Here is a 12,864-nt window from a genome sequence, read left to right on the forward strand (position 1 = left end):
AGGTGCGGTAGAAGTGCTGGTATGGTGTGAGACATACCTATGCCTCCCAAAGGTATGCGTCAAGACATACCTGCTGCTTGCATCGAGAAGCCAATTTTCGTAGATTTATCCTATGCCAGACCTGCTTCCCCAGCCAGCACGAGACGAGATCGACCTGAGCACCGTCTTCTCGACGCTGTCCGATCCGCTTCGCCGCACCGCAATCGCCATTCTGGCAACCTTGCCGGACGGCGTGGAGCGCAATTGCGTGTCCTTCGGCTTTCCGGTCGCCAAGGCTTCGCTCACCCACCACTTCAAGATCCTTCGCGAGGCGGGATTGATCAGCCAGATCGATTACGGAAACCGTCGCGCCTCCTCGCTTCGCCGCGAAGACATCGACGCGCGGTTTCCCGGTCTCCTTGCCATGCTGGTCAAGGAACTCGAGCAGGATGGCGGCGCCGAAAAAGCGGTCACCTCGGCTGGAAAACGCTGACTTCAGCGATCGGAAAGAGCCGGGCCACGCCCGGCTCCCGAATTTTCTATTCGCATTCAGCTCATCTTGCCGGCGCCTTGATGCCGAGATCGGCTTCAGCCACATTGGCCGAACGCAGACGTTCTCGACCGAGCCCCCTCCCCTTCACCAGAGCATAGATCGCCGGAATGACGATCAGGGTCAGCAGCGTCGAAGACACCATGCCGCCGATCATCGGCACCGCGATGCGCTGCATGATCTCCGCTCCCGTTCCCGTGCTCCACAGGATAGGCAGGAGACCGGCCATGATTGCAACCACGGTCATCATCTTGGGGCGAACCCGTTCGACAGCCCCGACCATGATGGCGCGATGAAGGTCCTCTCTCGTCAGCCGCCGCCCCTCGCTGGCGCATAAGGCACGCCGCTCCTTCAAGGCGTGGTCCAGATAGATCAGCATGATCACCCCCGTCTCCGCTGCAACGCCCGCAAGCGCGATGAAACCGACGGCCACCGCAACCGACGCATTGAACCCGAGCCACCACATCAGCCAGATGCCGCCGACGAGCGCGAAAGGCAGGGAAAGCATGACAATCAGGGTTTCCGTCAGCGCCCTGAAGTTCAGATAGAGCAGCAGGAAGATCAGCGCGAGCGTCAGCGGCACGACGATGGAGAGCCGCGCGGCCGCCCGTTCGAGATATTCGAACTGGCCGCTCCATGCCACGGAATAGCCCGTTGGAAGTTCCACCCGTGCCGCCACCGCCTGCCGGGCCTCGGCGACATAACCGCCGAGATCCCGCCCTGTGATGTCGACATAGATATAGACCGCAAGCTGGCCGTTTTCGGTGCGAACGGTCGTTGCGCCCCGCGTCAGGCTTACCTCGGCAACTTCGCCAAGCGGAACCGTTCCGCCTCCGGGCAGCGAGACAAGCACATCTCTTGCGATCGACTGGGGATCGCTGCGGGACGCGCGCGGATAACGGATCGCCACGCCATATCGTTCGCGGCCTTCCACGGTGGAGGTCACCACTTCCGAGCCGAGCGCCATCGACACGACGTCCTGCACATCCCCGATCGTCAGCCCGTAACGCCCGAGCGCCATCCGGTCCGGCACGATATCGAGATAATAACCGCCGATCACCCGTTCGGCATACGCACTCGACGTCCCCTCCACATCCTTCAGCACGGTTTCGATCTGCCTTGCGACCTTCTCCATTTCATTCAGATCGGTGCCATAGACCTTCACGCCGATCGGGGTACGAATGCCGGTCGACAGCATGTCGATGCGGGCGCGGATCGGCATCGTCCAGGCATTGGCGACGCCGGGAAACTGCAAAGCCTCGTCCATCTCCTTTTTCAGGCTTGCCGTCGTCACGCCCGGCCGCCACTCGGATTTCGGCTTCAGCGTGATGATCGTCTCGAACATCTCGACCGGCGCCGGATCGGTCGCCGTCAGCGCTCGTCCCGCCTTGCCGAATACGCTTTCGACTTCAGGGAAGGACTTGATGATCCGGTCCTGCGTCTGCAACAGTTCCGCTGCCTTGGTCACCGACAGGCCGGGCAGGGTCGTCGGCATGTACATCAGCGTACCTTCGTCCAGATCCGGCATGAACTCGCTGCCGATATGCTGGATCGGCCAGACCGTGGCGCCGAGCACAAGAAGCGCGATCGCGATCGTCAGCACCTTCGCCTTCAGAACCCCGGCGATGACCGGACGGTAAATCCAGATCAGGAAGCGATTGACGGGATTTTTATGCTCCGGAACGATCCGCCCCCTGACGAAGACGACCATCAGCGCTGGCACCAGCGTCACCGACAGGATCGCAGCCGCCGCCATTGCAAAGGTCTTGGTGAAGGCAAGCGGGCTGAACAGCCTCCCCTCCTGCGATTCCAGCGTGAAAATCGGCAGGAAGGAGACGGTGATGATCAACAGGCTGAAAAACAGGGCCGGGCCGACCTCGCTTGCCGCTTCGATCAGAATATCCACACGCGGCTTGTCCGGTGGTGCACGTTCCAGATGTTTGTGGGCGTTCTCGATCATCACGATCGCCGCATCGATCATCGCCCCGATCGCAATCGCAATGCCGCCGAGGCTCATGATATTGGCGCCGATATTGAGGAAATGCATGGCGATGAAGGCCATCAATACGCCCACGGGCAGCATGATGATGGCGACAAGCGCGCTGCGGACATGCAGAAGAAAGACGATCGTGACGAGCGCAACGACGATCGCCTCTTCGACAAGCGTGCCTTTCAGGGTTTCGATCGCAGCCTCGATCAATTGCGACCGATCATAGACCGGCACGATTTCGACACCGGCCGGCAGGCTGCCCTTGATTCCCTCAAGACTCGCCTTGGCATTATCGATGACGGAAAGCGCATTTGCACCGAACCGCTGCAGCACGATACCGCTCGCGACTTCGCCCTCACCATTGAGTTCGGTGATGCCGCGCCTCTCGTCTGGAACCATTTCCACTCTTGCGACATCGCCGAGCCTGAGCGGCGTGCCGCCCATGGTTTTCAGGACGATCGTCTCGATATCGGCAATGCCGTTCAGATAACCGCGTCCACGCACCATGAACTCGAATTCGGAAAGCTCGACCGTACGGCCCCCGACATCCGTGTTGCTGGCGCGCACGGCATTGGCGATGTCGTTTAGCGAAATGTCCTGCGCCTTCAGCCGGACCGGATCGACCACGATGGAATATTGCTTGACGAAACCGCCGACACTGGCGACCTCGGCAACACCTTCGGATTTCGACACCGCGAAACGCACGACCCAATCCTGCAGCGACCGCAACTGGGCAAGCGACATCTGCTTCGCCACCACGGCATATTGATAGACCCAGCCGACACCTGTCGCGTCGGGACCAAGCGTCGGCGTAACGCCATCCGGCAGGCGGCTCTGCGCGACATTGAGATATTCGAGCACACGGCTGCGCGCCCAATAGGGATCGGTTCCATCCTCGAAAATCACATAGACGAAGGATGCGCCGAAGAAGGAGAAGCCCCGCACCACCTTGGATTTTGGCACGGTCAGCATCGATGTCGTCAGCGGATAAGTGACCTGATCCTCGACCACCTGCGGCGCTTGGCCGGGATAATCGGTGTAGACGATGACCTGAACATCGGAGAGATCGGGAATGGCGTCGAGCGGCAGCGACCGCAAGGCGTAAATTCCACCGGCGACGACCAGCATGGTCGCGACAAAGATCAGGACAAGATTGCGGGCGGACCAGGATATGACACAGGCGATCATTGTTTCGCGCCCTCCGCCGTCATCGCGCTCAGCGCCGAATTGAGATTGCTCTCGGCATCGAGCAGAAAGTTTGCAGCGACCACGACCTGATCACCGGCCTTGATGCCAGTGACTATTTCGGTCTGCGCGTCGCCGCGCGCGCCAAGCTTGACGTCTCTCGGTTCGAACCGCCCTTCGCCCCTGTCGAGGAACACGAGTTTGCGATCACCCGTGTCGATCACGGCGCTGTTCGGAACCACGATGACGGGGTCTTCGGAGCGCGTATCGATCTCCAGCTCCGCATACATGTTGATGAGCAGCGCACCATCCGGATTGGGAAGTTCGATGCGAACCTTCGTTGTCCGCGTCTGGGTATCCACCTGCGGATAGATGAGGTCGATGCTGCCATGGAAGGTGCGGCCGGGCAGACTGCGAACGGTCAAACGCACCTCGGCACCGACTCGGACGGAGGCGAGATCATATTCCGGAAGATCAGCCAGCACCCACAGATGCGACATATCCGCGATGCGAAACAACACATCGCCGGGCTTGGCCATCATGCCCGCAATCGCAAGCCGCTCGAGGATAATGCCATCCCGCGGCGAGGTATAATCGATGGTCGCCGGCACCTGCCGCCGCTCGGCAATCGTCCGGATCGCCTCATCCGGCACGCCGAGATTTTTCAGGCGAAGCGCCGAACCTGCCTTATCTCCTCCCGGTGCTGCATATTCCGTTCCGGCAGTGGCAATTTCCTTGGAATAGAAGCCGAAAAGCACCTGCCCTTTCTCGATCCGCTCGCCCGTCGTCACGGTCGAAACCGTGTCGATGAACGCATCGGTGCGCATCGCGACCACGCTGACACGGGTCTCGTCCAGGGTCACGGTGGCGGGTGCCCGGACTGCCCGACCGATCCGGGCCATCCCGGCGGTCGCGGTTTTCACCCCCGTCCGCTGCAGTTTTCCGGGAGAGACCCTGATCGTCGCCCCGTCCTGCTGCTCATCGGCAAAAACGGGCAGGTAATCCATGCCCATACTATCCTTCTTCGGCACCGGCGACGTGTCGGCCAGCCCCATCGGATTGCGATAATAAAGGATGCGCCGGGGCGCGGTGGAGCCAAGCTCCGCCAGCATGGCCGTGGCCGTTTTGGCGGCCGGAGCATTTCCGCCCGCCCCGCCCGATTTTTCTCTCACGGCGACATAAGGCCTGCCGTCATCGGTGGATTTCGGCTGGGCCGAAAATTGCGGCGATCCATCCGGGTGCCGATAGTAGAGGATGCATCCATCCTCATGCGAATGGTCATGTGCCGCGCCGGTAGCAGCGCCATGCGCCGCCCCCGAATGAGGCTCCTCGGCAAACACCCGATAACCGCTGGAACCGATAACGGCGGAAGCAGCGAGGATCATTCCAAAACGGGCCAGCCAGTTCATGGCGACACCTTGAGGATGAGATCGCGCTCGACAGGCTCAGGCTCGCCCTGGATCATCACACCGATGCGCAGGCGCCAACCACCCGCCATCGAAAGGTCCGCCTTGAAGTGATAGACCCCGGGCTCACTCGACCCGACCGGCTCGATCGCCGCGCCCATATCCGGCATGCCATCTGGAGCCATGTCGAGCGCCGTGTTGAAAATGATGGCGTCCGAAACGGGCGCGCCGCTGCGCCGGTCCGTCATCCGAAGTTCGACCATCGCATTGCGACTTTGCCTGATATCGCTTTTCAGGAGGGTGAATTCATAATCCTGTGCAGCGGCACCGGCACTGACCGGGTTCATGGCCAAAAGGCCGAGGAGGAGCACGGCTCTCCCGGAAGACAATGTTCTGTTCATGGTTCTGGATCTCGCTGCGACGTCTGTCCTTGCGTCGCGAGGTGAAACTACAAGCCATCCGAGAATACCGGCGCGCGTGTGCGTTCGGACTTCATCAGAAGGCGATCCAATTTCAGCGGAGATCAGGCTTTGGGCGGCGGCCCAGCAGGCGCGATCGTTGCAGATGCCATCTGTCGCGAAGGGGCCGCATCATAACGGACCTTTTTCGAGGCAAGCTTCATGCTCGAAGTTGCGGAAACCGGTATCGAAGCAACCGGAGGCGCGCAGAGAAGCGCCGAAGGGCAAGAATGATGACGTTGGCTATCGGAGCCCTGATCATCCGAGGGGCACGGCTGATCGCAGTTGATGTGATCGTCGACCATCGAGACCTGCATCTGATCCGAGTTCATATGAGACGAATGCAGCGGATCAGGCCCGGCAAGCGGCGTCACGCCCTGGCTTCCGGTTGCCGTTGCGAGCAATGCAATGATCAAAAAGAGATTGCGAATAAGTCTCATGGCGCATTCCCCGCCTGTAACCAGACGAGGAACCTGTTTCCTACTATCAGCTCGATTATCCCGTTTATGCTGAAAGTAAGGAATAGGCCAAAAGACCGCAGGCAGAAAAGCAAATGCCCCGGCAAGGCGTCACCTTCCCGGGGCATCGTAAGTCAGGCTCGAAAGTTTAGTAGTGGACCGACAGACTGTCGATCGGTGTCGTCTTCGGCGGCGCGAACTTCGTCAGGTTGATCCCTTCGACCGCGACGCGATATTCCTCGATGCTCGGCGTGCGGCCGAGGATCGCGGAAAGCACCACCAGCGGGGTGGAAGCAAGAAGCGATTCACCCTTCTTCTCCGCGGTGTCTTCAACAACGCGGCCCTGGAACAGACGGGTCGAGGTGGCCAGAACCGTATCGCCCTTTTCCGCCTTTTCCTGGTTGCCCATGCAAAGGTTGCAGCCCGGACGCTCCAGATAGAGAATGTTCTCATATTCGGTGCGGTTAGACGTCTTCGGCTTCAGGTCGTCGAACTCGAAGCCCGAATACTTCTGCAGGATTTCCCAGTCACCTTCGGCCTTCAGCTCGTCGATGATGTTGTAGGTCGGTGCTGCAACGACGAGCGGTGCCTTGAACTCGACCTTGCCCTCAGCCTTTTCAAGGTTCTTCAGCATCTGGGCGACGATCTTGATATCGCCCTTGTGAACCATGCAGGAACCGACGAAGCCGAGATCGACCTTCTTGGTACCGCCATAGTACGAAACCGGACGGATCGTGTCGTGGGTGTAGCGACGCGAGACGTCGGCATTGTTGACGTCCGGGTCGGCGATCATCGGCTCGTCGATCAGGTCGAGATCGACCACGACTTCGGCGAAATACTTCGCGTTGTCGTCCGGCTTCAGCGCCGGCTTTTCGCCGGAGCGGATTTCGGCAATGCGGGCATCCGCCTTGTCGATCAGACCCTTGAGCGTCTGGGCGGCATTGTCCATGCCCTTGTCGATCATGATCTGGATACGCGACTTGGCGATTTCCAGGCTTTCGATCAGCGTCGCGTCCTCGGAGATACAGATCGACGCCTTGGCCTTCATTTCGGCCGTCCAGTCGGTGAAGGTGAAGGCCTGGTCGGCGAGCAGCGTGCCGATATGCACTTCGATGATACGGCCCTGGAAGACGTTGTCGCCATGCTGCTTGAGCATCTGCGCCTGGGTGGCATGCACCACGTCGCGGAAGTCCATGTAAGGCTGCATCGTGCCCTTGAAGGTCACCTTGACCGACTGCGGGATCGGCATGGTGGCTTCACCGGTGGCAAGCGCCAGCGCAACGGTACCGGAGTCGGCACCGAAAGCGACGCCCTTCGACATGCGCGTATGGCTGTCGCCGCCGATGATGATCGCCCAGTCGTCCACGGTGATGTCGTTCAGCACCTTGTGGATGACGTCGGTCATCGAGTGATAGACGCCCTTCGGGTCACGCGCGGTGATGACGCCAAAGTTGTTCATGAAGGACATCAGCTTCGGAATGTTGACCTGAGCCTTCTTGTCCCAGACGGAAGCCGTGTGGCAACCCGACTGGTATGCGCCGTCGACCAGCGGCGAAATGACGGTTGCCGCCATCGCTTCCAGTTCCTGCGCCGTCATCAGGCCGGTTGTGTCCTGCGAACCGACGATGTTGACGGTGACGCGAACGTCGGAACCGGCATGCAAAACCTTGCCCGGCGTCACGCCGACGGCGTTGCGGTTGAAGATCTTCTCAACCGCGGTCAGGCCCTGGCCTTCGAGGGAGATTTCCTTGTTCGGAGCGAAAACCGGCGTTGCTTCGACGCCGAGCGTCTGGGCGGCAAAGGTCTGCAGCTTCTTGCCGAAGACGATCGCGTAGGACGAGCCCGCCTTCATGAACTCCGTCTTCTGCGGCGTGAAGGAGGAAGCGATGTCGACCAGCTCTTCGCCGTTTTCGTCGCGCAGCTTCCGGTTCTTCGCATCGATCTTCAGAACGGTACCGGTCTCGACCGAGTATTTCTGCTCGAGGATCGGGTTGCCGTCATTGTTGAGGATCGGCTTGCCATTCTCGTCGAGCTTCTTGACCCAGTTCTTCAGGTTGATGCCGATACCGCCGGTCACATCGACCGTGGTCGCGAAGATCGGAGAAATGCCGTTGGTGCCGGCGACAATCGGAGCGAAGTTGACGAAGGGCACGTAAGGGCTGGACTGCTTGCCGGTCCACAAAGCGACGTTGTTGACGCCGGACATGCGCGACGAGCCGACGCCCATCGTGCCCTTTTCGGCGATCATCATCACCCGCTTGTCGGGATGCTGCTTCTGAAGCGCGACGATTTCCGCCTGCGCTTCCGGCGTGATCATACACTGACCATGCAGCTGGCGGTCGGAGCGCGAATGCGCCTGGTTGCCCGGCGACAGAAGGTCGGTCGAGATATCGCCTTCGGCGGCGATGAAGGTAACGACCTTGATCTCGTCTTCGACATCCGGAAGCTTGGTGAAGAACTCGGCCTTGGCGTAGCTTTCCAGCACGTCCTTGGCGATGGCGTTGCCGGCCTTGTAGGCATCGCGCAGGCGGAACATGTCGGCGTCATAAAGGAAGACCTGCGTCTTCAGGACGTCGCCGGCTTCCTTGGCGATTGCCGCGTCATCGCCAAGCGCGATGTCGAGCAGCACTTCGACCGAAGGACCGCCCTTCATGTGCGACAGGAGTTCGAGCGCAAATGTCGGTGTGATTTCCGGAACGACCGTTTCGCCGAGAATGATCTTCTTCAGGAAGGCGGCCTTGACGCCGGCGGCACTCGTCGTGCCCGGCAGCGTGTTGTAGATGAAAAATTTCAGGGCATCCGCCCGATGCTGGTTACCGGCATCCTCGATCAATGTGATGATTTCAGCGATCAGCGCGCCATCATCGATCGGCTTGGGGGCAAGCCCTTGGGGTTCTCTGCTTTTGATTTCAGCCAGGTATTCCGAGTACAGGTTCATCACAGTCCCAACGTCATTAGCTTTTTGGCGCTGAAACGCAGCGCCACCGGAAAATTATGCGGCCCAAGGCCTTCGGGTTTGGAGTACGTCAACCGAGCCCGTGTGACAAGATACCGCAATTCGGTAAATGCAGTCCTTCGGCTCCAGCACTTATCGGCTGACGATGACCGAGCGCGTTCTTAGCGGATCGACGCGCCGGAAGCCATCGATTTAACTACGGCCGGCATTCCCCATTCTCCCGGCAGAAACGGTGCCCAGCAAGGCTTTTCGGCGGAAAATCTTGATGTTTTCACTCAACGATCAAACATGTCCTGCCATTGCTTTTCGCCGACCATGCAATCGCTTTTGACCGGCTTGTCGGCAATCCGGCGAATAAGCGGCTGGGGTTCGATACCGCTGACTTCCATCACCAGCTTGCGGCGAACCGCAACACCGAAATCATCGATATCGTGAACCGGCAGAACGAAAGACCCCGGCCCACCCGCAACGCAGTCGCTGTAATATTGGTCGAGCCCGCCCGGCGTTCCCGACGGCCTGAGCATGATCGCTAGGCCATTGATGACGATGCCCGCCTCGACAGCCTTGTCGCGCGCCGGCGTGACCGGGTTGCCTGAATTGTTCGGCCCGTCACCCGAGACATCAATCACCTGGCGAAGACCATGATAGGAATTGGAGACGAGCATGGTCGCACCGTGCACGATGGCGGCCGAAATCGATGTCCTGCGCTGCATCTCGACCGGCCGTGCCTCGACCTTGTTGGCGAAGGCGATCGCACCCTGTTCGTTCTCGATGATCTGCCAGTCGATCACCGAACCCTGAACGACATCGCCTGCCCACTCGAAATAACTGATGGCGATGCGCCCGGTCAGCCCGTTCCTGACCGCATCGATAAACTCTTTATGCTTGAGGGCCGACACGTAACCTTCGCGCTGGATGCGAGCTTCTTCCGTGTCCATGGATCGGGACGTATCGACTGCGAGTACGAGTTCGACATCCACTTCCTGCCCGCCTTGCACGATTGCGGTATTGGTCGCGGTCAGGGTCATTAACATTGCAAGTGTTGTGAGCATGGCAATCCATTCACTGCAGTGTCGATTGCCGGACTGTAACACAGGATATTGCCGGTGCGACCCCCTCCCCTGACCCAAGGGCAGCGCGTGGCTCAAATTTCAGTGATGTCTTATTCTGCAGCCGCGGGGTGCGGACCATCCTTCATCGCTTCGATCAGGCATTCCATGATCGCCGCTCGCAGGGCGTAAGTATTGGCACTTGTTTGTTTCCGGTCCAGGCTTTGGGCGGCCTCTACGAGCCGCATGCCTTGATGCACCACGATCTGGTGCGCGCGATTCATGGCCCAGTGTTCAATTGAACTGCCATGATCCAGTGCATGACTTTGCGCGTTCAATGTAGCCTCGCTATTCATCAGCGTTACTGCGAATCATCTCGCAAAACCGACGCTAATACAGATTCATGTTCGAGTGAATCCTTCAGACATCGAAGTATTGGCGAGAAGAAGAGAAAAATACGAACATTTTCAACAAACCCGATTTCTCATCGGTAAAAACAGACACCATAACGCGTTAAACTATCGCATTTACATTCACGCGTTCGGACACGACACGCCCAGAACGGCATGAATGCTGAGAGATTTTCATTCTCTTCTTCAGCGACCTCATGCAACGATGAGGACGATCTGCACAAAGTGCGGCGCCGATCTTCACCACTAGATGTGCGGACACCGGATTTCGTGCAAAGCTTACCAAGCTTTAACGAGACGGATATCCAACGGTAATCAAGCAAGGACTAACGTGGCTTCATGGTCATCACGCCTGAGCAGGCGAATACGGACCGCAACTTAGGATCAGAGCCATGTGGATCACAGCACGTAAATTCGTCACCACCGGTCTGGTCGCCTTGACGATCGCCGGAACGGCTCTCGCCACCGCCTCCCAGGCTGAAGCACATAACAATTTCGGCCGCGGCCTCGCCGCTGGCATAGCGGGCGCAGTCATCGGCGGAGCGCTGATTGCCGGCGTCAGCCACGCACCTGCCTATGCTGCTGCACCCTATGGCCCTCTTCCTACGCGATACGGACCTCCACCGGTCGCTGCCTATTACCCTTCCTGCCATGTTGTCTGGCATCAGGACCACTGGGGCGACATGTATCGCACCCGCGTCTGCGACTGAGCCGACACAGGCAGGATCAGCACCCTCCCGACAATCACGTCAAGTTCCGGCGCGCCGCTTTCTCGGCTTTCGCGCCCTTACATCTCTCAACTTAGCTGAAGAGTGAAACGCCATGTCCAACATCATTCGCAGAAACCGCATCCTGGCTCTCGTTGGCGCTGCAATCATCGCAGTTCCCCTGGCGACGCCAATCATTCTTGGCAACAACGCGGCGTTTGCCGCATCTTCGTCTCCCGCCGCAGCCGTAGGCGGCATTATCGCGCCGGCAGGGTCGTTTGCCTCGATCGTCGCCGCTGACAAACCAGCAGTTGTCACCATCACCACAACGATGAAAGCAGAAGCTGCTGCCAGCGACGAAACATCTCCCTTTGGCGAGAACTCTCCCTTCAATGAGCAATTCAGACAGTTCTTCGGCCAGAACGGAATTCCGATGCCACATGAAGCGCCTCGGCAACGTCAGTCCGAACGTGCCGAAGCACTCGGGTCCGGCTTCATTATTTCTCTCGACGGCTATATCGTTACCAACAACCATGTGATCGACAAGGCACTGGACATAAAGGTGACGCTGGATGACGGCACCGAACTTCCCGCCAAACTGATTGGCGCCGATCCGAAGTCCGATCTCGCCGTGGTCAAGATCGAAACCAAGAAACCGCTCGCAACCGTCACCTGGGGTGACTCCGACACCCTGAAACTCGGGGACCAGATCCTGGCGATCGGCAACCCTTTCGGGATCGGCACGACAGTCACGGCCGGCATCGTGTCAGCCCGTGGCCGCGACCTGCATTCCGGCCCTTATGATGATTTCATCCAGATCGATGCGCCGATCAATCACGGCAATTCCGGCGGCCCTCTGGTGGATCACGACGGCCATGTCGTCGGTATCAATACGGCCATCTACTCCCCGAATGGCGGAAGTGTCGGGGTTGGCTTCGCCATCCCCTCCGATCAGGCCAGGCAGGTTGTCGCCAAGCTGATGAAAGACGGCTCAATCGATCATGGTTTCATAGGCGTACAGATCCAGCCGGTAACTGCAGATATCGCCGACGCGATTGGCCTCGGCAAGGCTGAAGGCGCACTGGTCGCCGGCGTCAACGACAACACGCCCGCAGCCAAGGCCGGCGTCGAGACCGGCGACGTCATTACTGCGCTGGGCGGTAAACCAATCTCGTCACCCCGTGATCTTTCGCGCATGGTTGCCGATCTTGCTCCCGGATCGCAGGAGGAGTTGACGGTATGGCGCCAGGGCACACCGAAAGACCTGCGTTTGACGATCGGTGAAAACAGCGAGGATCAGCAGCAAGCTTCGTCTGATGAAGGAAAATCCGGCCCGGCAGCTCACAAAATCCCAAACATCGGGGTTGGGCTTGCCGATATCACGGCGGAGGTGCGGCAGGCCCTGAACCTTCCAGCGAAAGAAAAAGGTGCTGTCATCGCAAGCGTTGCACCCGGGAAACCCGCTGCGGACGCAGGCCTGCGAGAGGGCGACATTATCGTTTCGGTCAACCAACATGCGGTCAATTCTGCAAACGAAGCCAAGACCGCGGTCGCTGATGCCGGGAAGGCCGGACGCAAGGCAGTGCTGCTGCTGATCCAGCGTGGCGACAACCAGAGCTTTGTCACCGTTCCGTTCTCGATCGGCTGACTTTCGCCATACGACTGCCTGACCCCGCTGTCGAAAGGACATGCGGGGTCAGGCCTTCTTGCTGTGTC

10 protein-coding genes are annotated in these 12,864 nt (G+C 59.4%); 3 read left to right on the forward strand and 7 right to left on the reverse strand.

The annotated features are described in order from the left end of the window. Positions 1-112 precede the first annotated feature (112 nt). On the forward strand, positions 113-472 hold the full coding sequence (locus GGE33_RS18660) for an ArsR/SmtB family transcription factor (protein WP_183826410.1): 360 nt from the start codon (positions 113-115) through the stop codon (positions 470-472). Between the two features lie 61 nt (positions 473-533). Here the strand turns inward: GGE33_RS18660 and GGE33_RS18665 are convergent, their stop codons facing one another. The 7 genes from GGE33_RS18665 to GGE33_RS18695 form a co-directional block, all read right to left on the reverse strand. Then, a complete protein-coding gene (locus GGE33_RS18665) occupies positions 534-3,707 on the reverse strand; it encodes an efflux RND transporter permease subunit (protein WP_183826412.1) in 3,174 nt (1,057 codons plus the stop codon). After that, a complete protein-coding gene (locus GGE33_RS18670) occupies positions 3,704-5,113 on the reverse strand; it encodes an efflux RND transporter periplasmic adaptor subunit (protein WP_183826415.1) in 1,410 nt (469 codons plus the stop codon). The genes GGE33_RS18665 and GGE33_RS18670 overlap by 4 nt, the downstream gene beginning before the upstream one ends. Beyond that, the gene (locus GGE33_RS18675; RefSeq protein ID WP_183826418.1) at positions 5,110-5,511 is read right to left on the reverse strand and encodes a FixH family protein; all 402 of its coding nucleotides are present in this window, start codon (positions 5,509-5,511) and stop codon (positions 5,110-5,112) included. The genes GGE33_RS18670 and GGE33_RS18675 overlap by 4 nt, the downstream gene beginning before the upstream one ends. Before the next feature lie 122 nt (positions 5,512-5,633). Continuing rightward, positions 5,634-6,008 (reverse strand): hypothetical protein, encoded by a 375-nt coding sequence (locus GGE33_RS18680; RefSeq protein ID WP_183826421.1) that lies wholly within the window; start codon positions 6,006-6,008, stop codon positions 5,634-5,636. Between the two features lie 166 nt (positions 6,009-6,174). Beyond that, on the reverse strand, positions 6,175-8,964 hold the full coding sequence (locus GGE33_RS18685) for a bifunctional aconitate hydratase 2/2-methylisocitrate dehydratase (protein WP_183826425.1): 2,790 nt from the start codon (positions 8,962-8,964) through the stop codon (positions 6,175-6,177). A 293-nt stretch (positions 8,965-9,257) separates the two neighbouring features. Next, positions 9,258-10,034, reverse strand: coding sequence for a DUF1194 domain-containing protein (locus GGE33_RS18690; protein WP_183826428.1), 777 nt, complete (start codon positions 10,032-10,034; stop codon positions 9,258-9,260). Between the two features lie 110 nt (positions 10,035-10,144). Further along, on the reverse strand, positions 10,145-10,387 hold the full coding sequence (locus tag GGE33_RS18695) for a hypothetical protein (protein ID WP_244654614.1): 243 nt from the start codon (positions 10,385-10,387) through the stop codon (positions 10,145-10,147). Positions 10,388-10,833: 446 nt separating this feature from the next. Here GGE33_RS18695 and GGE33_RS18700 point away from each other — a divergent pair, with 446 nt between their 5' ends. Together GGE33_RS18700 and GGE33_RS18705 are read left to right on the forward strand one after the other, a co-directional pair. Then, a complete protein-coding gene (locus tag GGE33_RS18700) occupies positions 10,834-11,151 on the forward strand; it encodes a hypothetical protein (protein WP_183826431.1) in 318 nt (105 codons plus the stop codon). A 112-nt stretch (positions 11,152-11,263) separates the two neighbouring features. Further along, the gene (locus GGE33_RS18705; protein ID WP_183826434.1) at positions 11,264-12,796 is read left to right on the forward strand and encodes a DegQ family serine endoprotease; all 1,533 of its coding nucleotides are present in this window, start codon (positions 11,264-11,266) and stop codon (positions 12,794-12,796) included. Positions 12,797-12,864 lie beyond the last annotated feature (68 nt).

It is taken from the genome of Aliirhizobium cellulosilyticum, assembly GCF_014198105.1.
Lineage (GTDB): Bacteria > Pseudomonadota > Alphaproteobacteria > Rhizobiales > Rhizobiaceae > Neorhizobium > Neorhizobium cellulosilyticum.

Coding starts and splice junctions, on each gene's coding strand:
- GGE33_RS18660 (WP_183826410.1), top strand. CDS start 113: ATGCCAGACCTGCTTCCCCAGCCAGCACGAGACGAGATCGACCTGAGC.
- GGE33_RS18665 (WP_183826412.1), bottom strand. CDS start 3,707: ATGATCGCCTGTGTCATATCCTGGTCCGCCCGCAATCTTGTCCTGATC.
- GGE33_RS18670 (WP_183826415.1), bottom strand. CDS start 5,113: ATGAACTGGCTGGCCCGTTTTGGAATGATCCTCGCTGCTTCCGCCGTT.
- GGE33_RS18675 (WP_183826418.1), bottom strand. CDS start 5,511: ATGAACAGAACATTGTCTTCCGGGAGAGCCGTGCTCCTCCTCGGCCTT.
- GGE33_RS18680 (WP_183826421.1), bottom strand. CDS start 6,008: ATGAGACTTATTCGCAATCTCTTTTTGATCATTGCATTGCTCGCAACG.
- GGE33_RS18685 (WP_183826425.1), bottom strand. CDS start 8,964: ATGAACCTGTACTCGGAATACCTGGCTGAAATCAAAAGCAGAGAACCC.
- GGE33_RS18690 (WP_183826428.1), bottom strand. CDS start 10,034: ATGCTCACAACACTTGCAATGTTAATGACCCTGACCGCGACCAATACC.
- GGE33_RS18695 (WP_244654614.1), bottom strand. CDS start 10,387: ATGAATAGCGAGGCTACATTGAACGCGCAAAGTCATGCACTGGATCAT.
- GGE33_RS18700 (WP_183826431.1), top strand. CDS start 10,834: ATGTGGATCACAGCACGTAAATTCGTCACCACCGGTCTGGTCGCCTTG.
- GGE33_RS18705 (WP_183826434.1), top strand. CDS start 11,264: ATGTCCAACATCATTCGCAGAAACCGCATCCTGGCTCTCGTTGGCGCT.